This is a genomic window from Pseudomonas sp. BN415 (assembly GCF_029871195.1).
Classification (GTDB): Bacteria; Pseudomonadota; Gammaproteobacteria; order Pseudomonadales; family Pseudomonadaceae; genus Metapseudomonas; species Metapseudomonas resinovorans.
Map to the genome: position 1 here is coordinate 32,688 of NZ_SSOK01000040.1, position 20,219 is coordinate 52,906.

At 64.7% G+C, this 20,219-nt stretch carries 17 protein-coding genes and 1 riboswitch; of the genes, 9 read left to right on the plus strand and 8 right to left on the minus strand.

Annotated elements, in window-relative coordinates; genetic code table 11:
* Window positions 1-38: 38 nt before the first annotated feature.
* The 5 genes from E8F20_RS10540 to E8F20_RS10560 all read right to left on the minus strand — a co-directional run bounded on the left by E8F20_RS10540 (window position 39) and on the right by E8F20_RS10560 (window position 5,898).
* Window positions 39-233: a hypothetical protein gene (locus E8F20_RS10540; RefSeq protein ID WP_280283673.1), complete on the minus strand. Its 195-nt coding sequence runs from the start codon at window positions 231-233 to the stop codon at window positions 39-41.
* Window positions 234-298: 65 nt separating this feature from the next.
* Complete coding sequence (locus E8F20_RS10545) at window positions 299-1,459, minus strand: phosphoglycerate kinase (protein WP_280283674.1); 1,161 nt, start codon at window positions 1,457-1,459, stop codon at window positions 299-301.
* Between the two features lie 28 nt (window positions 1,460-1,487).
* Window positions 1,488-2,537 carry an erythrose-4-phosphate dehydrogenase gene (gene epd / locus E8F20_RS10550; RefSeq protein ID WP_280283675.1) on the minus strand — a complete coding sequence of 350 codons (1,050 nt, stop codon included), beginning with the start codon at window positions 2,535-2,537 and terminating at the stop codon, window positions 1,488-1,490.
* Between the two features lie 122 nt (window positions 2,538-2,659).
* The gene (gene tkt / locus E8F20_RS10555; protein WP_280283676.1) at window positions 2,660-4,660 is read right to left on the minus strand and encodes a transketolase; all 2,001 of its coding nucleotides are present in this window, start codon (window positions 4,658-4,660) and stop codon (window positions 2,660-2,662) included.
* Between the two features lie 104 nt (window positions 4,661-4,764).
* Entirely contained in the window at window positions 4,765-5,898 is a 1,134-nt protein-coding gene (locus tag E8F20_RS10560) for a TDT family transporter (RefSeq protein WP_280283677.1), read from the minus strand.
* Window positions 5,899-6,006: 108 nt separating this feature from the next.
* Between E8F20_RS10560 and E8F20_RS10565 the strand changes: the two genes are divergently transcribed.
* The 4 genes from E8F20_RS10565 (at window position 6,007) to ligB (ending at window position 11,021) form a co-directional block, all read left to right on the plus strand.
* Window positions 6,007-6,888 (plus strand): LysR substrate-binding domain-containing protein, encoded by an 882-nt coding sequence (locus E8F20_RS10565; protein ID WP_280283678.1) that lies wholly within the window; start codon window positions 6,007-6,009, stop codon window positions 6,886-6,888.
* Window positions 6,889-6,965: 77 nt separating this feature from the next.
* Window positions 6,966-7,967 carry a metalloregulator ArsR/SmtB family transcription factor gene (locus tag E8F20_RS10570; RefSeq protein ID WP_280283679.1) on the plus strand — a complete coding sequence of 334 codons (1,002 nt, stop codon included), beginning with the start codon at window positions 6,966-6,968 and terminating at the stop codon, window positions 7,965-7,967.
* A gap of 19 nt (window positions 7,968-7,986) precedes the next feature.
* Complete coding sequence (metK, locus tag E8F20_RS10575; RefSeq protein WP_280283680.1) at window positions 7,987-9,177, plus strand: methionine adenosyltransferase; 1,191 nt, start codon at window positions 7,987-7,989, stop codon at window positions 9,175-9,177.
* A gap of 173 nt (window positions 9,178-9,350) precedes the next feature.
* Entirely contained in the window at window positions 9,351-11,021 is a 1,671-nt protein-coding gene (gene ligB, locus E8F20_RS10580) for an NAD-dependent DNA ligase LigB (protein ID WP_280283681.1), read from the plus strand.
* Here the strand turns inward: ligB and E8F20_RS10585 are convergent.
* The 3 genes from E8F20_RS10585 to E8F20_RS10595 form a co-directional block, all read right to left on the minus strand.
* Entirely contained in the window at window positions 11,015-11,467 is a 453-nt protein-coding gene (locus E8F20_RS10585) for a cytochrome c (RefSeq protein ID WP_280283682.1), read from the minus strand. The genes ligB and E8F20_RS10585 overlap by 7 nt on opposite strands.
* Before the next feature lie 264 nt (window positions 11,468-11,731).
* Window positions 11,732-12,118 (minus strand): MAPEG family protein, encoded by a 387-nt coding sequence (locus tag E8F20_RS10590; RefSeq protein WP_280283683.1) that lies wholly within the window; start codon window positions 12,116-12,118, stop codon window positions 11,732-11,734.
* A gap of 104 nt (window positions 12,119-12,222) precedes the next feature.
* Window positions 12,223-12,612 carry a hotdog domain-containing protein gene (locus tag E8F20_RS10595; protein WP_028629575.1) on the minus strand — a complete coding sequence of 130 codons (390 nt, stop codon included), beginning with the start codon at window positions 12,610-12,612 and terminating at the stop codon, window positions 12,223-12,225.
* 186 nt (window positions 12,613-12,798) lie between these two features.
* A riboswitch (S-adenosyl-L-homocysteine riboswitch) is annotated at window positions 12,799-12,925 on the plus strand.
* Between the two features lie 22 nt (window positions 12,926-12,947).
* Between E8F20_RS10595 and ahcY the strand changes: the two genes are divergently transcribed.
* The 5 genes from ahcY to E8F20_RS10620 all read left to right on the plus strand — a co-directional run bounded on the left by ahcY (window position 12,948) and on the right by E8F20_RS10620 (window position 20,189).
* Window positions 12,948-14,357 (plus strand): adenosylhomocysteinase, encoded by a 1,410-nt coding sequence (gene ahcY / locus E8F20_RS10600; RefSeq protein WP_137823103.1) that lies wholly within the window; start codon window positions 12,948-12,950, stop codon window positions 14,355-14,357.
* 71 nt (window positions 14,358-14,428) lie between these two features.
* The gene (gene metF, locus E8F20_RS10605) at window positions 14,429-15,274 is read left to right on the plus strand and encodes a methylenetetrahydrofolate reductase [NAD(P)H] (protein ID WP_280283684.1); all 846 of its coding nucleotides are present in this window, start codon (window positions 14,429-14,431) and stop codon (window positions 15,272-15,274) included.
* Window positions 15,275-15,701: 427 nt separating this feature from the next.
* Window positions 15,702-17,516 carry a DUF1302 domain-containing protein gene (locus tag E8F20_RS10610; RefSeq protein ID WP_280283685.1) on the plus strand — a complete coding sequence of 605 codons (1,815 nt, stop codon included), beginning with the start codon at window positions 15,702-15,704 and terminating at the stop codon, window positions 17,514-17,516.
* A gap of 23 nt (window positions 17,517-17,539) precedes the next feature.
* The gene (locus E8F20_RS10615) at window positions 17,540-18,901 is read left to right on the plus strand and encodes a DUF1329 domain-containing protein (protein ID WP_280283721.1); all 1,362 of its coding nucleotides are present in this window, start codon (window positions 17,540-17,542) and stop codon (window positions 18,899-18,901) included.
* Window positions 18,902-19,259: 358 nt separating this feature from the next.
* The gene (locus E8F20_RS10620; protein ID WP_280283686.1) at window positions 19,260-20,189 is read left to right on the plus strand and encodes a LysR substrate-binding domain-containing protein; all 930 of its coding nucleotides are present in this window, start codon (window positions 19,260-19,262) and stop codon (window positions 20,187-20,189) included.
* The last annotated feature ends 30 nt before the right edge of the window (window positions 20,190-20,219 follow it).

The following is a 20,219-nucleotide window of genomic DNA, read 5'->3' on the forward strand; positions in this document are numbered from 1 at the left end:
TCCTTGGGGATGGCTCCGGCCATCCGGGCACTGCGCCGTCACGGGCAATGCTGTTGTCCTTCGTTGCTCTCAGTGGGGTCACCACTGCTTTGCGCCTCGACCCGCTGGTCGTCCTGATTGCTCGGGATTATCACCTGGGGCGGGCTCATCACTTCACAGGTGCTGGACGGCCTACCGCCGGAACAGCCGAGCAATCCGGCACCTATAAACAGCAGAATCGCAGCGTAGCGCATGGCAGACACTCCTCTTTGCATCCCCCTTCAAGGGACCACGGGTGCCTGCCATGGTTTAGGTCGTTTTACTTGGCGCGCTGCTCCAGAACCTCTACGGCCGGGAGCACTTTACCTTCAACGAACTCAAGGAATGCGCCACCGCCGGTGGAGATGTAGGAGATCTGCTCGTTCACGCCGTACTTGTCGATCGCCGCCAGGGTGTCGCCGCCGCCAGCAATGGAGAAGGCCGGGCTTTCGGCGATGGCCATGGCCAGGACCTTGGTGCCGTTGCCGAACTGGTCGAACTCGAACACACCCACCGGACCGTTCCAGAGGATGGTCTTCGAAGACTTCAGCAGCTCGGCGAACTGGGCAGCGGTCTGCGGGCCGATGTCCAGGATCATGTCGTCATCGGCAACATCGTCGATGGCCTTGACGGTAGCGGCGGCGCTTTCGGCGAACTCCTTGGCGACCACGACGTCCACCGGCAGCGGCACGCTGACCTTGGCGGCGATGGCCTTGGCGGTGTCGACCAGGTCAGCCTCGTACAGGGACTTGCCCACCTTGTAGCCCGCCGCGGCGAGGAAGGTGTTGGCAATGCCACCGCCGACGATCAGCTGATCACAGATCTGCGACAGGGAGTTCAGCACATCGAGCTTGGTGGACACCTTGGAGCCGGCAACGATGGCGGCCATCGGACGGGCCGGGTTACCCAGGGCCTTGCCCAGTGCATCCAGCTCGGCAGCCAACAGCGGGCCGGCAGCAGCAACCTTGGCGAACTTGGCCACGCCGTGGGTCGAACCCTCGGCGCGGTGGGCGGTACCGAAGGCGTCCATCACGAAGACGTCGCACAAGGCGGCGTATTGCTGGGCCAGCTCGTCGGCGTTCTTCTTCTCGCCCTTGTTGAAGCGCACGTTCTCGAACAGCACGACCTGGCCGGGCTGCACATCAACGCCACCGAGGTAGTCGGCCACCAGCGGCACTTCGCGACCGAGGGCCTTGCTCAGGTAGTCGGCGACTGGCTTGAGGCTGTTCTCTTCGGAGAACTCGCCTTCGGTGGGACGGCCCAGGTGGGAGCAGACCATTACCGCCGCGCCCTTCTCCAGTGCCAGCTTGATGGTCGGCAGGGAGGCGAGGATGCGCGCATCACTCTTCACGACGCCGTCCTTCACCGGCACGTTGAGATCCTCACGGATCAGTACGCGCTTACCCTGGAGGTCGAGGTCGGTCATTTTCAACACGGTCATGGGGTCAGTCCTTCACGGGGGCTGGTTGTTAACGAGAAACAGCAGAAACCCGCAGATAGTGGTCTGCGGTATCGAGCATACGGTTGGCGAAACCCCATTCGTTGTCGAACCAGGCCAGCAGGTTGACCAGGCGCGGGCCGGACACGCGGGTCTGGCTGCCATCGACGATGGCGGAATGGGGATCGTGGTTGAAATCGCAGCTGGCGTGAGGCAACTCGGTGTAGGCCAGCAGGCCCTTCAGCGGGCCGCTTTCCGCGGCCTCGCGGAGCACCCGGTTGATCTCGGCGGCCGAGGTATCGCGGGCGGTCTGCAGGGTGATGTCCAGGCAGGACACATTCACCGTGGGCACGCGGATGGCCTTGGCCTGGATGCGCCCAGTCAGTTCCGGCAGCAGGCGCTCGATGCCCCGTGCGAGTCCGGTGGATACCGGAATCACCGACTGGAAGGCGGAGCGGGTGCGGCGCAGGTCTTCGTGGTGGTAGGCGTCGATTACGGGCTGGTCATTCATCGCCGAGTGGATGGTGGTAATGGAGACGTATTCCAGACCCACGGACTCATTGAGAAGTTTCAGCAGCGGCACGCCACAGTTGGTGGTGCAGGAGGCGTTGGACACCAGCTTCTCGGTACCGGTCAGGCTGTCCTGGTTGACGCCATAGACGATGGTGGCGTCGATGTCCGCCTCGCCGGCCATCGGCTGCGACAGCAGCACCCGGGGCGCGCCGGCAGCCAGGAAACGTTCGGCCTGTTGGCGATGGGTGTACTGGCCGGAGCATTCCAGAACCAGGTCCACGTCGAGGGCGGCCCAGTCGATGCCCTCCGGTTCGGCGCTGCGCAGCACCCTCACGCAGTTGCCGTTGATATGCAGGCAATCGCCATCCACACGCACTTCTCCGGGGAAGCGGCCGTGAGTGGAGTCGAAGCGGGTCAGGTACTCGATGCTGGCCTGGTCGGCCAGGTCGTTCAGCGCGACGATCTCGAAGCTCGCCCCGCCACTGCGCTCATGGAGCGCGCGCAGCACGCAACGGCCAATACGGCCGTAGCCATTGAGGGCGACTTTGAAGGGGCGATTGCTAGGCATGGGGTGGTCTCGGATCGAAAAGCCACTCCCGCGCAACGCGGGAGGGCAGACCGCAGGATGGGTGGAGCGCAGCGATACCCATGCTGCATGCCGATGGGTATCGCGGCCTCAACTCATCCTGCTCAGACGTCCAGCAGCTCTTCGGCGGTGCCGACGATGTTGTCGACGGTGAAGCCAAAGTGCTCGAACAGCGCGGCAGCCGGGGCCGACTCACCGAAGGTGGTCATGCCGATCACGCGGCCTTCCAGGCCGACGTACTTGTACCAGAAGTCGGCATGGGCGGCCTCGATGGCGATGCGCGCGCCAACCTGTACCGGCAGCACGGCCTGCTTGTAGGCGGCGTCCTGCTGGTCGAACAGGCTGGTGGACGGCATGGACACCACGCGCACCTTGCGGCCGGCAGCGGTCAGCTTGTCGAAGGCCTGAACGGCCAGACCGACTTCGGAACCGGTGGCGATCAGGATCAGCTCCGGCTCACCATCGCTGTCCTTCAGCACATAGCCACCGCGGGCGATGCCGGCGATCTGGCCAGCATCTCGCGCCTGGTGGGGCAGGTTCTGGCGGGAGAAGATCAGCGCGCTTGGGCCGTCGTTGCGCTCGATGGCGGATTTCCAGGCCACGGCGGATTCCACCGCGTCGGCCGGACGCCAGGTGTTCAGGTTCGGGGTGCAGCGCAGGCTGGCGAGCTGCTCGACCGGCTGGTGAGTCGGACCGTCTTCGCCCAGACCGATGGAGTCGTGGGTGTAGACGAACAGCACGCGCTTCTTCATCAGCGCGGCCATGCGCACGGCGTTGCAGGCGTACTCCATGAACACCAGGAAGGTGGCGCCGTAAGGAATGAAGCCACCGTGCAGGGCGATGCCGTTCATGATGGCGCTCATGCCGAACTCGCGAACGCCGTAGAACAGGTAGTTGCCGGAGGCATCCTCAGCGGACACACCCTTGCAGCCTTTCCACAGGGTCAGGTTGGAGCCGGCCAAGTCAGCCGAGCCACCGAGGAATTCCGGCAACAGCGGACCAAAGGCATTCAGGGCATTCTGGCTGGCCTTGCGGCTGGCGATGGTTTCGCCCTTGGCGGCCACTTCAGCGATGTAGGCATCGGCCTTGGCGGAGAAGTCGGCCGGCAGTTGGCCCTTGATGCGGCGCTGGAACTCGGCAGCCAGTTCCGGATGGGCGGCGGCGTAGGCGGCGAAACGCTCGTTCCACGCGGCCTCACGGGCGGCACCGGCAGCCTTGGCGTCCCACTCGGCGTAAATGTCGGCCGGGACTTCGAAGGGCGCATGATTCCAGCCCAGCGCAGCGCGGGTCAGGGCGATTTCGTCATTGCCCAGCGGCGCACCGTGGCACTCTTCCTTGCCCTGCTTGTTCGGCGAACCGAAGCCGATCACGGTCTTGCAGCAGATCAGGGTCGGACGGTCGCTGGACTTGCGCGCAGTCTCGATGGCGGTTTTGATCTCGTCGGCGTCATGGCCGTCGACATTGCGGATCACCTGCCAGCCGTAGGCTTCGAAGCGCTTCGGGGTGTCGTCGGTGAACCAGCCGTGGACTTCGCCATCGATGGAGATGCCGTTGTCATCGTAGAAGGCAACCAGCTTGCCCAGGCCGAGGGTGCCGGCCAGTGCGCAGACTTCATGGGAAATGCCTTCCATCATGCAGCCATCGCCGAGGAACACGTAGGTGTTGTGGTCGACGATGCTGTGGCCTTCACGGTTGAACTGGGCAGCCAGGGTCTTTTCGGCGATGGCGAAGCCAACGGCGTTGGCGATGCCCTGACCCAGCGGACCGGTGGTGGTTTCCACACCGGCGGTATAGCCGTATTCCGGGTGACCCGGCGTGCGGCTACCGAGCTGGCGGAAGTTTTTCAGGTCTTCGATGGTGAGGTCATAGCCGGTCAGGTGCAGCAGCGAGTAGTTCAACATCGAGCCGTGCCCGTTGGACAGCACGAAGCGGTCACGGTTGGGCCATTCGGGGTTGTTCGGGTTGTGCTGCAGGTAATCCCGCCAGAGCACTTCGGCGATATCGGCCATTCCCATGGGGGCGCCGGGGTGGCCGCTGTTGGCTTTCTGCACAGCATCCATGCTCAGGGCACGAATGGCATTGGCACGCTCACGACGGCTGGGCATCGCTTATCTCCTGCAGGTCTGAATAGACGGCTAATCGAAAAAAGGCCACTATTTTCGCCCAGCCGGCAGGTCGCGGGCAATCACAGATGGTCGCAGTTCGCCGGTCAGTTGCGCGAAAGTCCTCCCGCAGCCGCAAGGCAGGGCGCCTGGAACAGCTCTCCGTGCCAGAGTCCGCCCAGTGTCCGCGCCATCACTTGCAGCCAGATCAGTGCCAGACCGAGGGCCAGCGCCGCCCCCGCCAGGCCGAAGAAACCGAGGCCGGTGCGTCGTTGCAACTCGAAGGTGGCCAGGGTGAATACCGCCAGCGGGAAGGTGAACCCCCACCAGCCAAGGTTGAAACGCATCTCCTGGCGCAAGTGGCGTCGGGTGCAGAACAGTGCCATCACCAACCACCAGGCCGCAGCCCCCCAGAGCAGCAGGCCACCAAGCAAACCGACATCACGGGCGAGTTCCGCCTCGCCTGCCAGCGGCGTGCCGGCAAAGGCTGCGGGCACTGCCTTGCCCATGCTCAGCAGCCCCAGGCAGCCAGTGGCTAACGGGCCGACCGGTAGCCAACTGGTCGCGGCGAACTCACTGCCCGGCAATTTGTGCAGGGCCAGGCGCAGCATCACCAGCGTGATAAGGGAGAAGGCCAGGCTCAGGGAGACGCCCCAGAGCAGGTAACCCACAACCAGCATCTGCCGCGCCAGCTCCGGCGCCAAGTGCGGCGCCAGCACGCCGGCCGAGGATGCCGCCACTTCGGGGGCGACGATGGGCAGCAGCCAGACCGCCGTGAGCTTCTCCAGGGCGTGGTCCTGCCGGGTGAACATCAAATAAGGCACCAACAGGGCGACACCCAGTGCCAGCATCACATCCAGCCACCACAACCCATGGGCAAGGGCGAGCGCCTTATCGCCCCAGCGCGGCACGCCGAGCAGCACCAGGCCATTGATCAGGGTGGCCAGCCCCATGGGGATGGCGCCGAGGAACATCGACTGCACCGGGTGAAGCAGCATCGGTCGCACAGTGTCGCGAAACAGCAGAACCCGCGCGACGAACAACAGGGCGAAGACCACGAAGAGTGCGGCATTGAATAACCACAGCGCCTCCGCCAGCCGCGCTTCCGGCTCCCCGCCCCAGGGCAACGCCGTCACGACCAACGCCAGCGCACCAGTGCCCATGGTCACGGCGAACCAGCTGGGGGTGAACTGACGGACGAATGCCAGGGGCTCGGCGAGGCGGGTAAAGGGGCGTGGCATCGTGGACTCCGGTCGGGTGATCCCGCGGCGGGAAAGACCGAGCCAGACTAGGTCGCGCCGTGCTATATGAAAAATACATATTCAGCATCTATTACATACCTTTCATTTATGAATCTGCACCACCTCAAGGTTTTCCTTGCCGTCGCCGAGAGCGGCAGCATCAGTGCCGGCGCCAGCCGCCTGTTCATCAGTCAGCCGGCGGTAACCCGGGAAATCCGCGATTTGGAAACCAGCATCGGCCTCACCCTGTTCGACCGCCAGCCACGTGGGGTCAACCTGACCGAGGGCGGCCAGCGCCTGCTGCAATACGCTCAGCGCATCTTCGCCCTGGAAGCGGCTGCCGAGCGCGACCTGCGCGGCTTTTCCAGCCTCGATGACGGTGAGTTGCGCCTCGGCGCCAGCGCCACCCTGGGCAGCTACCTACTGCCGGAACTGATCGAACGCTTCCACCAGGTGCATCCGTCCGTGGCGGTGGACCTCGCCGTCAGCAATACACGCGAGGTGGCAGCCCAGCTGGAAGATGGCCGCATCAGCCTGGGCTTCGTCGAAGGCGAGTTCGACCGCCAGGCCTTTTCCAGCCACCTGCTGGACCGCGACCGCCTGCTGGCAGTGGTCGGCCCGACGCACCTGCTGGCCGGACACGGCGAACTCAGTGGCCAGGATCTCGCTGGGCAGGACCACTACCTGCGCGAACAAGGCTCGGCCACGCGCGCCAGCGTCGAGCAGGCCTACCGCGAACGGGGCATTGAACTACGCGCACGGATGTCCATCGGCAGCACCGAAGCGCTGAAACGCCTGGTGCAGGACGGCCGCGGCATCGCCTGGCTATCGCCGCACATGGTCCGCGCGGAACTGGCCAGCGGCCGCCTGGTGCGCCTGGCGGTACGCGACCTGCGCATCGAACGCGAACTCCACGCCCTCTGGCGGCCAGGGCAGAGCCTGAGCCCGGCGCCGGCCGCATTCCTCGAACTGACGCGAAAACCCGGCTAACCGCCGATCACCCAATATCAAAACTTTTTGATATTGGCATTGCGACACCCGGGGTCGGGGGCTAGACTGCGCCACCTATGAGTCTGCGCGTACCCCAGATCCGTCATGACGACAGCGACGAGCTGGCCGCCCTGTGCAAGGCCGGCGGCGATCCGCTGCGCTTGAACGTGCTGCGGGTACTGGCCAACGACTCGTTCGGCGTGCTGGAGCTGGCACAGATCTTCGCCACCGGCCAATCAGGCATGAGCCATCACCTCAAGGTGCTGTCCCAGGCGGGCCTGGTGGCCACCCGCCGCGAAGGCAACGCGATCTTCTACCGCCGCGCCCTGGCCCAGAACGAGCGGGTCGGCGGCATGTTGCACGCTGCCCTGCTGGCCGAGGTGGACGAACTGGAGCTGCCCGCCGAAATCACCGGGCGCATCGCCGAAGTGCATGCGCAGCGCGAAGCGATCAGCCGCGATTTCTTCGCCCGCGCGGCGGAAAAATTCCAGGCGCAGCAAGACCTGATCGCAGGATTGCCGCAATACCGTGACAGCGTGCTGGCATTGCTCGACGCACTGAGTTTCGAATCCGGCGCCACGGCGCTGGAGGTCGGACCTGGTGACGGCGGATTCCTGCCGGACCTGGCACGGCGTTTCCGCCAGGTCACGGCGCTGGACAACAGCCCGGCCATGCTGGAACTGGCGCGGATGCGCTGCAGCGAAAAAGGCCTCGGCAACGTCGAACTGCGGCTGGCCGATGCACTGAATGACGAGCAGGCGGCCGCCGACTGCGTGGTGCTGAACATGGTCCTGCACCACTTCGCGGCACCGGCCGATGCGATGAAACAATTGGCCCAGCGGGTGCAGCCAGGTGGCGCCCTGCTGGTAACCGAGTTGTGCAGCCACAACCAGAGTTGGGCCAGGGAGGCCTGCGGCGATCTATGGTTGGGCTTCGAACAGGACGACCTGGCCCGTTGGGCCAATGCCGCGGGGCTCACGCCCGGCGAGAGCCTCTACATTGGCTTGCGAAACGGCTTTCAGATTCAGGTTCGGCACTTCGCCAAACCGGATTCACGAAGCGAACTCACCCACCGGTAACGAATAGGAAAACCGATAGATGAGCGAATACTCCCTGTTTACCTCCGAATCCGTGTCCGAAGGCCATCCGGACAAGATCGCCGACCAGATTTCCGATGCCGTCCTCGACGCCATCATCGCCCAGGACAAGCACGCCCGCGTTGCCTGCGAAACCCTGGTCAAGACCGGCGTTGCGATCATCGCCGGTGAAGTCACCACCTCCGCCTGGGTCGACCTGGAAGAGTTGGTGCGCAAGGTCATCATCGACATCGGCTACGACAGCTCCGACGTCGGCTTCGACGGTGCCACCTGCGGCATCCTGAACATCATTGGCAAGCAGTCCCCGGACATCAACCAAGGCGTCGACCGCTCCAAGCCGGAAGACCAGGGCGCCGGTGACCAAGGCCTGATGTTCGGCTACGCCAGCAATGAAACCGACGTGCTGATGCCCGCCCCGATCTGCTTCTCCCACCGTCTGGTGGAGCGTCAGGCCGAAGCCCGCAAGTCCGGCCTGCTGCCGTGGCTGCGCCCGGATGCCAAGAGCCAGGTCACCTGCCGCTACGAGAACGGCAAGGTCGTCGGCATCGACGCCATCGTGCTGTCCACCCAGCACAACCCCGACGTGAAGTACTCCGACCTGCGCGAAGGCGTGATGGAGCTGATCGTCAAGCATGTGCTGCCGGCCGAACTGCTGCACAAGGACACCCAGTTCCACATCAACCCGACCGGCAACTTCGTGATCGGCGGCCCAGTGGGCGACTGCGGTCTGACCGGTCGCAAGATCATCGTCGACTCCTACGGCGGCATGGCCCGTCACGGTGGCGGCGCGTTCTCCGGCAAGGACCCGTCCAAGGTTGACCGTTCGGCTGCCTACGCCGGCCGTTACGTGGCCAAGAACATCGTTGCCGCCGGTCTGGCCGAGCGTTGCGAGATCCAGGTGTCCTACGCCATCGGCGTGGCCCTGCCGACCTCCATCTCGATCAACACCTTCGGCACCGGCAAGATCAGCGACGACAAGATCGTCCAGCTGGTTCGCGAGCACTTCGACCTGCGTCCGTACGCGATCACCAAGATGCTCGACCTGCTGCACCCGATGTATCAGCCGACCGCGGCCTACGGCCACTTCGGTCGCAATCCCTATGAGATGACCTACGGTGACGACACCTTCACCGCGTTCACCTGGGAAAAGACCGACAAGGCCGACGCCCTGCGAATTGCCGCTGGCCTCTAAGCCCTGACCGATCGACAAAGAGCCCCGCCTTGTGCGGGGCTTTTTGTTGGGCTCTTCGCAGCGCTGCTCTTTCCCCCACAACGAATCGCGCCCGGACGGACACGCAATTCAGCTCCCGCCGACAAGTACCCTGCCTAGACTGGCCGCCTCCCCCACGAGCACGGAGGCTCGCCATGAAAACCTGGATATGTCTTCCCTATCTCCTGCCTTGCCTCGCCCTGGCCGACGCCTGCCCGGACTGGCCAAGCGAGCGCGCCAGCACCGAGCTCGCCGCCCTCGACAAGCGCATCGCCGACTGGGACGTCCAGTACCACCGCAAGGGCCGTTCGCCGGTGGATGACGAGCTCTACGACCAGAGCCGCGCACGCCTGGACCTGCTGCGCGACTGCTTTCCCGCCGAGGCACCTCCGACCCACGATCCCCTTGCCGGCGCTTCCGGCCGAGCCCGCCACCCGGTGTCCCAGACCGGCCTGGACAAGCTGCGAGACATCGACGACCTGCGCCGCTGGCTTGGACAACGCCGCGACCTGTGGGTCCAGCCCAAAGTGGATGGCGTGGCCGTCACCCTGGTGTACCGCCAGGGGTGGCTGGCGCAGGCCATCAGCCGGGGCGACGGCGACCACGGACAGGACTGGACCGACCAGGCACGGCGCATCGCCGCCATTCCAGCGCAGCTGGCCGGCATCGGCGATGGTGTACTGCAGGGCGAACTCTACTGGCGACTGGACGCTCACGTGCAGGCGGAACATGGCGGTCAGGGCGCGCGCGGGAAAGTGGCCGGGCTGCTCAATCGACGCGAACTGGAAGAACGCGACGCCCGCGGCATTGGCCTCTTCGTCTGGGACTGGCCAGACGGCCCTGCGCGGATGGAAAAGCGCCTGCAAGGCCTGGAGGCAATGGGGTTCGCAGATGCCATCGGGCTTACTCACCCCGTCGCCAGCGCCGAGGACATCGCCGCCTGGCGCGAACGCTGGTATCGCTCGCCGCTGCCATTCGCCAGCGACGGCATCGTCATTCGCCAGGGCGCGCGACCGGCGGCGCGACGGTGGAAGCCGCAACCGCCGAACTGGGCGGTGGCCTGGAAATACCCATTCACCAAGGCCCTGGCGGAAGTCCGCGCGGTGGAGTTCAAGGTGGGTCGCACCGGTCGGGTCACGCCACTGCTGAGGCTGGCGCCGGTCGAACTCGATGGCCGGCGCATCCAGCGCGTCGGGCTGGGCTCCCTGAAACGCTGGCGAGCACTGGACGTCCGCCCCGGCGACCAGGTGGCCATCGCCCTGGCCGGCCTGACGATTCCGCAGCTGGATTCCGTGGTGCTGCGTGCCGCCGAGCGCCCCAAAGTGCAAGCACCAGCGGCTGGCCAGTATCACGCCCTCAGTTGCTTTCGCCCGGAACCTGACTGCCACGAGCAGTTCCTTTCGCGCCTGGAATGGCTGGGCGGCCGCAGGGGGCTGGCCTTGCAAGGAATGGGGCGTGGCACCTGGGCCCGCCTGCAACTGACCGGGCTGCTGGACTGGCTGGACCTCGACGTGGCGGCACTGGAAGCCAGGCCGGGCATCGGCGCACTACGCGCCAGCGCACTGGCACAGCGTTTCGACGATGCCCGCGCAAGGCCGTTCGCGCGATGGCTGGCCGCATTGGGCCTGCCGCCCACGGGCGCAGCACGGCTGGAGGGCAACTGGGCGACGCTCAGCAGCAGGACTGCACGAGACTGGCAAACGCGCGAAGGCCTGGGACCGATCAAGGCTGCCAGGCTGGAAGCCTTCTTTCAGCATCCAGACGTTCAGGCGCTGGCAGCGCGGCTCCGGAGCGCCGGGGTAGACGGATTCTCCGCACCTCAGTAAGCGCGGAACTCCTTGTGGCAGGCCTCGCAGCTGTCTTCGACCTTCTGCACCAGGGGCGCCACACTCTGGGCGGTCAGCGGGCGGGCCTGGGCGGCACTGGCGAGCTGCCCGGTGCTGGCTTCCAACTCGCGAACGAGTGTCTGGAAACGCTCCTCGCGTTGCCAGACCTCATCGCGGGCGGCGCTGTCGGCGTCGCCTTCCTGCACCTGTGGAAAATGCTGCCAGGGCTGACGGGAGAGCTGATCCAGCTTGGTCGCGCCAGTGGCGAAGCGCTGCTCGTCGAAATTGATGCGGCCACGCAGCATGCCGCCGAGGTCTTCACTGGTACGCAGCATGTCCTTGAAGATCGCCTGGCGCTTGCCCAGCGGCGAATTGGGGTCCACGCCACCGCAGGCGGCAAGGCCCAGGCAAGCGGTGACAACGATCAGAAGCGTCTTGGCATTCATCGGCAGGATCACGGGTAGGGCTGACGGCGGGCGACAGTATCCCCACCTGTCCGGCAAATACCAAGCCTGGCGACAGTTTGTCGCAGATCAATGAAGAGACAATCCAACCCGCACCAGCCGGCTCTTCCAGCCAGAATGGCACCCCCCACGACTGGAGGAAAAACCGATGAACAGACGCTTTATCCTACTCGTGGCGACCCGCGCCGAGCTGCAGGCGGCCGAGCAGACGCTGCTGCGCTGAATCCCCAGGTGCGCCGGCCGGGGTCAAGCGGCGACGCAGAAAAACGCAGCGATGAGCAGCATACCGGCGAACCAGACCACGGAACGCAGGGCTGCCCAGTCGGCCAGGTAGCAGATGAAATACAGCACTCGGCTGGCGATGAAGGCCACTGCCAACGCGTCCAGGGTGTCCTGACTGGCGCCGGCGGCAAGATGGCCGATGATCACAGCCGCGGCGAAGGCCGGCGTGACCTCGAAGGCGTTGAGCTGGGCGTTGTGAGCGCGCTTGCGCCAACCGTCGAGGCCGGCGAGAAAACTGCGCGGATCGTGGTTCTGTCGCAGGCCGAAATCGCCCCCGGTGAACTTGGCCGTGGCGGTGGAGAGATAAGGCAGGAACAGGGCGATCAGTACGCACCAGTAGGCAAGGGTCATGGCGGCTCCGCGCAGTAAGGGACAGGCGTGCCAGCCTGCCCCGTCGCGCCAGCGCCAGCCATGGCCGGCCTGCCCAAGCGAAATGCGCCCGGGCCAATGCACGACTATTCCTTGAACTGGTCCTTGATGAAGGTGATCTCGGTCTTGCCATGGGGCGCCGGCAGGCCGTCTTCACCGATGTTCACGAACACCATCTTGTCGATCGTCAGGATGCTCTTGCGGGTGATCTTGTTGCGCACCTCGCAACACAGGGTGATGGAGGTGCGGCCGAACTCGGTGGCGGTGATGCCCAGTTCGATGATGTCGCTCTGGCGCGCCGAACTGACGAAATTGATCTCGGAGATAAACTTGGTGACCACGCGCTGATTGCCGAGCTGGATGATGGCGTAGATAGCCGCTTCTTCATCTATCCACTTCAGCAGGCTACCGCCGAACAGGGTGCCGTTGGGGTTGAGGTCTTCGGGCTTGATCCATTTGCGCGTATGGAAATTCATACAGCGTCCTCCTTGTGTGAGATGGGATGCATCATGAACGCACGGCCAACGCTTGTCGCAACAAGGGTTTCAATGGCTGCGATAGGCACCCGTCCGGGCGACGGAAAACCTTGGGCTTGCCCGCCAGCACCGCTATAATCCGCAGGTTTTTTCAAACGACCGGCACAGCCCGGTCGTTCCCGCCTCCCTTCCGAGGGGCGCTGCAGCACGTGGTGCCTGTTTCGAATCAGGTTCCGCCTGTCAGGCTCGGAAGGGGCGTAGACCCGGTCGGCAGCCCGCCGGTCGACAAACGCATCAACGGCGCCCATTCGCACACTACGAATGGAGACTCACGCATGAGCGCTGTCATGACGCCTGCCGATTTCACCGACTACAAGGTCGCCGACATTTCCCTGGCCGCCTGGGGCCGCCGCGAGCTGATCATCGCCGAATCCGAGATGCCGGCCTTGATGGCCCTGCGCCGCAAGTACGCGGGCCAGCAGCCGCTGAAAGGCGCGAAGATCCTCGGCTGCATCCACATGACCATCCAGACCGGCGTGCTGATCGAAACCCTGACCGCCCTGGGCGCTGAAGTGCGCTGGTCCTCCTGCAACATCTTCTCCACCCAGGACCAGGCCGCTGCCGCCATCGCCGCCGCCGGTATCCCGGTGTTCGCCTGGAAGGGCGAGACCGAGCAAGAGTACGAGTGGTGCATCGAGCAGACCATCCTCAAGGACGGCCAGCCGTGGGACGCCAACATGGTGCTGGACGACGGCGGTGACCTGACCGAGATCCTGCACAAGAAATACCCGGCGATGCTGGAGAAGATCCACGGCATCACCGAAGAAACCACCACCGGCGTGCACCGTCTGCTCGACATGCTCAAGGCCGGCACCCTGAAAGTCCCGGCGATCAACGTCAACGACTCGGTGACCAAGAGCAAGAACGACAACAAGTACGGCTGCCGCCACAGCCTGAACGACGCCATCAAGCGCGGCACCGACCACCTGCTGTCGGGCAAGCAGGCCCTGGTGATCGGCTACGGCGACGTGGGCAAGGGCTCGGCCCAGTCCCTGCGCCAGGAAGGCATGATCGTGAAGGTTTCCGAGGTCGACCCGATCTGCGCCATGCAGGCCTGCATGGACGGCTTCGAAGTCGTTTCCCCGTACAAGAACGGCCTCAACGACGGCACCGAAGCCAGCGTCGATGCCGCGCTGCTGGGCAAGATCGACTTGATCGTCACCACCACCGGTAACGTCAACGTCTGCGACGCCAACATGCTCAAGGCCCTGAAGAAGCGCGCCGTGGTGTGCAACATCGGCCACTTCGACAACGAGATCGACACCGCCTTCATGCGCAAGACCTGGGCCTGGGAAGAAGTGAAGCCGCAGGTGCACAAGATCCACCGCACTGGCAACGACGGCTTCGACCCGCTCAACGACGACTACCTGATCCTGCTGGCCGAAGGCCGCCTGGTGAACCTGGGCAACGCCACCGGTCACCCGAGCCGGATCATGGACGGTTCCTTCGCCAACCAGGTGCTGGCGCAGATCCACCTCTTCGAGCAGAAGTTCGCCGACCTGTCGGCCGCCGACAAGGCCGCGCGCCTGACCGTCGAAGTACTGCCGAAGAAGCTGGACGAAGAAGTGGCTCTGGAGATGGTCAAGGGCTTCGGCGGCGTGGTCACCCAGCTGACCAAGCAGCAGGCCGACTATATCGGCGTGACCGTGGAAGGCCCCTTCAAGCCGGACACCTACCGCTACTAAGAGCCATGGGCAGCAAGCTGCGGGGAAGGTTCTTCCCGCAGCTTGAGGTCTGCCACTGAAGGAAGTCTTCAATGTCCCAAGAACGCCGTTACAGCTTCGAGTTCTTCCCCGCAAAGACCGAAGCCGGGCACGAAAAACTCATGGCCACCGCCCGCACCCTGGCCAGCTACCAGCCGGATTTCTTTTCCTGCACCTATGGTGCCGGCGGCTCCACCCGCGACCGCACCCTGCAGACCGTGCTGCAGCTGGACGGCGAGGTAAAGGTGCCCACCGCGCCGCACCTGTCCTGCGTCGGCGACAGCAAAGCCGAACTGCGCGCCCTGCTGGCCCACTACAAGGATGCCGGCATCCAGCGCATCGTCGCCCTGCGTGGCGACTTGCCGTCGGGCATGGGCATGGCCAGCGGCGAGCTGCGCTTCGCCAACGAACTGGTTGAGTTCATCCGCGCCGAAACCGGTGACCACTTCCACATCGAAGTCGCCGCCTACCCGGAAGTTCACCCGCAGGCGCGCAGCTACGAGTCCGACCTCGCCAACTTCGTGCGCAAGGTCAAGGCCGGCGCCAGCAGCGCGATCACCCAGTACTTCTTCAATGCCGACAGCTACTTCTACTTCGTCGAGCGCGTACGCAAGCTGGGCGTGGACATCCCGGTCGTCCCGGGCATCATGCCGATCACCAACTACAGCAAGCTGGCCCGTTTCTCCGACGCCTGCGGCGCGGAAATCCCGCGCTGGATCCGCAAGCAACTGGAGGCCTACGCCGATGACACGCAGAGCATCCAGGCCTTCGGCGAGCAGGTGATCACCGAGATGTGCGAACAGCTCCTCCAGGGCGGTGCTCCCGGCCTGCACTTCTACACCCTGAACCAGGCCGAACCGAGCCTGGCAATCTGGAAGAACCTCAATCTGCCGCGTTGAGTTCCTTGTAGAAGACAAGAAGGCCGGGCGTTGTCCCGGCCTTTTTCTTTTCCGCATCTGCATGGCCGTGCAGGAGCGAGCTTGCTCGCGAACAGCCCCGAGCGCGGCCGTCGCGAGCAAGCTCGCTCCCACAACACGCGCCAACTCAGCCCGGAACACCGCATCCGTCTTTCATCCTACTTATCGGAATAACTCCGGGCTATGCGTTGCCAGCGCCCACCGGAGCAGCGTTTCCGGGCTCCCGCCTGCACCGCGTCGCCAACCGCACCGTCGCCATCCTCACCTTTGGCTATGGGCATAAGGATTATTCAGAAGTCAGGACGCCGCCCCCTTACCTAGGATGCCCCCGCACCTGTCATCAGGCTGCAAAGAAGCGTGAGCCCGGCGGGTCTTTCCGCGGGCCTTCTTTGACCAGGCGGAGAGCATCATGAAAAGAACAACAACAGGCGCGGGGGCCATATATCCCAGCGCCCTGGCCCTGTCTGTAGCACTGTCCAGCGCGCTACCGGCACAGGCCGCCAGTTTCAACATCGGGGAGATCGAGGGCCGTTTCGACTCGTCGCTGTCCATCGGCGCCAGTTGGGCCATGGACGATGCCGACAAGGCCTTCATCGGCAAGGCCAATGGCGGCACCGCCTCGACCCGCACCAGCGACGACGGCCGGCTGAACTTCAAGAAGGGCGAGACCTTCTCGAAGATCTTCAAGGGCATCCACGACCTCGAACTCAAGTACGGCGACACTGGCGTCTTCCTGCGTGGCAAGTACTGGTACGACTTCGAGCTCAAGGACGAACACCGTCCGCTCTATGACATCGACGACAGCGGCCGCGATAACGCCGCCAAGTCGTCCGGCGCCCAACTGCTGGACGCGTTCGTCTACCACAACTACCTGATCGGCGACCTGCCCGGCAGCGCGCGCGCCGGCAAGCAGGTGGTGAGCTGGGGCGAGAGCACCTTCATCGCCAACGGCATCAACGCCATCAACCCGACCGACGTCGCCGCGTTCCGCCGCCCCGGCTCGGAGATCAAGGAAGGCCTGATCCCGGTGAACATGCTCTACGCCACCCAGGGCCTGACCGAGAACCTCTCGGTGGAAGCTTTCTACCAACTGGAGTGGGACAAGACCGTACTGGACAACTGCGGCACCTTCTTCGGCAGCGATACCGCGCCGAAGGGCTGCGATCTCGGCATGACCACCTTCGGCACCGACTTCGACCGCGACCCGGCCCGCTACGGCTGGGTGCCGCGCCTTCCGGATGACGAAGCCCGCGACGGCGGCCAGTTCGGCGTGGCCATGCGCTGGCTGGTACCGGCGCTGAACGATACCGAGTTCGGCTTCTACGCCATGAACTACCACAGCCGTACGCCGGAAAGCGTCTGGACGGTCGGCGCGCCCAGCCTGGCGGCGATCAGCGGCGCCCCGGGCCCTGCCACAGCGCGCTACCAGTTGGCCTACCCCGAGGACATCCGCCTTTACGGCATCAGCTTCGCCACAACCCTGCCGGATGGCACGGCGCTGTCGGGTGAGATCAGTCACCGGCCAAACATGCCGCTGTCGCTCAACGGCACGGACGTGTCGACCGCCGCCAGCGTCGGCGGCCTGGTGGGCCTGCTGAACCTCGATGGCCTGGCGATCTTCGACACCGACTGGGCCGACACCAGCGCCGGCAGCCTCGTACAGGGCTACAAGCGCATGCCCTTCAGCCAGGCCCAGGTCACCGCGGTGCACACCTTCGACCAGGTACTGGCCGCCGACCGCCTGAACCTGGTGGCCGAAGTGGGCTTCAGCCATATCGGCGACCTCGGCTCCAGCGATGGCTCGGACCTGCGCTTCGGCCGCAGCAGCGTGTTCGGCAACGGCGCCCTGCCGAGTTCGGCATCCGCGTTGGGCAGCACCGGCAACACCGTTTGCACCGCGCTGCTCAATACCACCAATCCGGACCAGTGCACCGACAAGGGCTTCTACACCGACAACTCCTGGGGCTACCGCCTGCGCGCGCAATTGGAGTTCAACGACGCCATCGCCGGGATCAACCTCAAGCCCAACCTGGCGTTCTCCCATGACGTCGACGGCTACGGCCCGACCTTCACCGAAGGCAACCAGTCAGTGAGCCTCGGCCTCGACGCCGACTACCTGTCCACCTACACCGCCAGCCTGAGTTACACCGATTACTTCGGCGGCGACTTCAACACCAATACCGACCGCGACTTCCTCGCCTTCAGCGTCGGCGCGAGCTTCTGAGGTCCCTGCACATGAAACTGAACATGATCGATTCACGATTCCTGCGCGCCGGCTGCATCGGCCTCAGCCTGCTCGCCACCCAGGCGCTGGCCGCGGTGCCGGCCGACCAGGTTGCGCGCCTTGGCGCCGACCTCACCCCGATGGGGGCCGAGAAGGCCGGTAATGCCGAGGGCAGCATTCCGGCTTGGACCGGTGGCCTGGCCAAGGACGCCGGCCAGCGCGACGCCGACGGCTTCCTCTCCGACCCCTATGCCGCCGACCAACCGCTGTTCACCATCACCGCGCAGAATGTCGAGCAGTACAAGGACAAGCTGACCCCCGGCCAGTTGGCGCTGTTCAAGCGTTACCCGGACAGCTACCGCATACCGGTCTACCCGACTCGCCGCTCCATCACCCTGCCCCAGGGCTACCTGGACGCCACCCGCGAGAACGCCGGCAACACCCAACTGGCGGAGAACGGCAACGGCCTGCAGCACTACAAGAGCGGCGGCCTGCCCTTCGCCATCCCGAAGGACGGCCTGGAGGTGATCTGGAACCACATCGGCCGCTACCGCGGTCTGTCCCTGCAGCGCCAGGTGGTGCAGGCCTCGCCCCAGGCCAACGGCGCCTTCACCCCAAGCCTGGTGAAGCAGCAGCTGGCTTATCCGGTGGGTCTGTCGGACTACTCGCCGCAGGAGATGGAGAACATCCTCTACTTCTACCGCGAGGAATTTCTCTCCCCGGCTCGCCTGGCCGGCGGCGTGCTGTTGATCCACGAGACCATCAACCAGGTCAGGGAACCACGCATGGCCTGGCAGTACAGCGCCGGTCAGCGCCGCGTGCGCCGTGCCCCACAGATCGCCTACGACAGCCCCGGCGCCGAAGGCATGCGGACCCTGGACGACTTCGACATGTTCAACGGTGCGCCGGACCGCTTCGACTGGAAACTGGTAGGCAAACAGGAGCTGTACATCCCCTACAACGCCTACAAGTTGGGCTCGCCCAAGCTGAAATACAGCGACGTCATCAAGCCCGGCCACCTCAACCCCGAGCACACCCGCTACGAACTGCACCGCGTCTGGCACGTGACCGCGACCCTGAAGCCAGGCCAGCGCCACATCTACTCGCGGCGCGACCTGTACATCGACGAGGACAGCTGGCAAGCCGCCGAAGCCGACGCCTACGACGGTCGCGGCAACCTGTGGCGGGTTTCCGAAGGCCACACCAGCTTCTTCTACGACCAGCAGATGCCGCTGTTCAACGCCGAAACACACTACGACGTGCAATCCGGTCGCTACGCGGTGAACGCCCTCTACAACGAGGAAAAGAACGCCTACCAGTTCGACATCAACTACAGCCGCAAGCAGTTCACCCCCAACGCCCTGCGCGCCACCGGTATCCGCTGATCGCAACGCGCTCCACCTTGGCGGCCTTCGGGCCGCCTTTTTCGTGGCTGGCTCGGCCCAAGGACACCCTGTACGGGCAATTGATATCGCTATGTCTGCGTCAGGTATTGCGAGAGATTTACCATCGGGCCAAGAGCTTTGCAGGCGCTGGCTTGCCAGCGCCTACGGCCAATGCATCTGCTTGAAACACCTAAGCCAGACAGAGCCATTGAAATCGCCCGCACAGGAGAAACATTTCATCACCCGGATGAAGTCCGGGAATTCCCGGCAACGTCGCACCGCTGAAACTTCTCTTTACAGCACCAGGCCCGCTTCTTGCCTTAAAGTCGGCCAACTCTTCAACCACCCGGGCCCGTTCATGAAGTTGCACCAGCTCCGCGCCATCGTCGCGATCTGCGAGAGTGGCAGCATCCAGGAAGCCTCGCGGCTGCTCCATATTTCCCAGCCCGCCCTGTCCAAGGGCATCAAGGAGCTGGAGGCCGAGCTTGGCGTACCGCTGCTGGTGCGCTCCAACCGCGGCATTACCCTGACCGAGTACGGCGAACGCCTGGTACGCCGTGCACGGCTGATTCTCGAAGAAGTGCGTCGCGCCCGCGACGAGATCGAAACCCTCAAGGGTGTGATGGACGGCAAAGTCTCCATCGGCGTCTCGCCGGTGACCCCGGGTGCGCAGTTCATTGCCAGCCTCAACCGTTACCGCAAGCGTTACCCCAAGGTGCAGGTGAAGATTCACGAACTGCGCCCGTCGAAGCTGATGGAAGGCCTGCGCGAAGGTTTGCTCGACCTGGTGCTCACCTCGCTACCGGCTTCCCGTAGCAGCGATGGATTCCACTGGACCGAGCTGTTCACCCAGCCCACCGTGCTCGCCGTACGCAAGGGCCACCCATTGCGCCATGCCCGCTCCCTGGGCGAATTGCGCGACCAGGAATGGCTGCTGCAGGACTCGCTGGAGCAGTCGCGGGTCGGCTGGATGTTCGAGACCTATCAGGTGGAGCCACCGGAACGGGTCATCGAATGCGCCTCGGTGGTGCTGTTCTCCGAACTGGCGCTGAACACCGACGCGGTGAGTTACTGGTCGCTGCGCGTGCTCGACCATGTGCGCAAGCTTGGCCAGGAACTGGAGACGCTCGATCTGGTGGAGCAGGTGCCTCCAATGAACATCTCCCTGGTGTGCCGTGACCAGGAGTTGATGACCCGCGAAGCCAAGGCCCTCACCGATGAGCTGGTCTACGCCTACAAAAACCCCCATGCGCCCAAGGCCAGCCTGCTGCTCAACCCCGCCCCCTGAATCTCGCCAGCCCCGTTGTGACCTGCGCTG

What these genes read in the sequence shown, in the direction of transcription:
- E8F20_RS10540 (WP_280283673.1), bottom strand. Translation starts at nt 233, where the DNA reads ATGCGCTACGCTGCGATTCTGCTGTTTATAGGTGCCGGATTGCTCGGC.
- E8F20_RS10545 (WP_280283674.1), bottom strand. Translation starts at nt 1,459, where the DNA reads ATGACCGTGTTGAAAATGACCGACCTCGACCTCCAGGGTAAGCGCGTA.
- epd (WP_280283675.1), bottom strand. Translation starts at nt 2,537, where the DNA reads ATGCCTAGCAATCGCCCCTTCAAAGTCGCCCTCAATGGCTACGGCCGT.
- tkt (WP_280283676.1), bottom strand. Translation starts at nt 4,660, where the DNA reads ATGCCCAGCCGTCGTGAGCGTGCCAATGCCATTCGTGCCCTGAGCATG.
- E8F20_RS10560 (WP_280283677.1), bottom strand. Translation starts at nt 5,898, where the DNA reads ATGCCACGCCCCTTTACCCGCCTCGCCGAGCCCCTGGCATTCGTCCGT.
- E8F20_RS10565 (WP_280283678.1), top strand. Translation starts at nt 6,007, where the DNA reads ATGAATCTGCACCACCTCAAGGTTTTCCTTGCCGTCGCCGAGAGCGGC.
- E8F20_RS10570 (WP_280283679.1), top strand. Translation starts at nt 6,966, where the DNA reads ATGAGTCTGCGCGTACCCCAGATCCGTCATGACGACAGCGACGAGCTG.
- metK (WP_280283680.1), top strand. Translation starts at nt 7,987, where the DNA reads ATGAGCGAATACTCCCTGTTTACCTCCGAATCCGTGTCCGAAGGCCAT.
- ligB (WP_280283681.1), top strand. Translation starts at nt 9,351, where the DNA reads ATGAAAACCTGGATATGTCTTCCCTATCTCCTGCCTTGCCTCGCCCTG.
- E8F20_RS10585 (WP_280283682.1), bottom strand. Translation starts at nt 11,467, where the DNA reads ATGAATGCCAAGACGCTTCTGATCGTTGTCACCGCTTGCCTGGGCCTT.
- E8F20_RS10590 (WP_280283683.1), bottom strand. Translation starts at nt 12,118, where the DNA reads ATGACCCTTGCCTACTGGTGCGTACTGATCGCCCTGTTCCTGCCTTAT.
- E8F20_RS10595 (WP_028629575.1), bottom strand. Translation starts at nt 12,612, where the DNA reads ATGAATTTCCATACGCGCAAATGGATCAAGCCCGAAGACCTCAACCCC.
- ahcY (WP_137823103.1), top strand. Translation starts at nt 12,948, where the DNA reads ATGAGCGCTGTCATGACGCCTGCCGATTTCACCGACTACAAGGTCGCC.
- metF (WP_280283684.1), top strand. Translation starts at nt 14,429, where the DNA reads ATGTCCCAAGAACGCCGTTACAGCTTCGAGTTCTTCCCCGCAAAGACC.
- E8F20_RS10610 (WP_280283685.1), top strand. Translation starts at nt 15,702, where the DNA reads ATGAAAAGAACAACAACAGGCGCGGGGGCCATATATCCCAGCGCCCTG.
- E8F20_RS10615 (WP_280283721.1), top strand. Translation starts at nt 17,540, where the DNA reads ATGATCGATTCACGATTCCTGCGCGCCGGCTGCATCGGCCTCAGCCTG.
- E8F20_RS10620 (WP_280283686.1), top strand. Translation starts at nt 19,260, where the DNA reads ATGAAGTTGCACCAGCTCCGCGCCATCGTCGCGATCTGCGAGAGTGGC.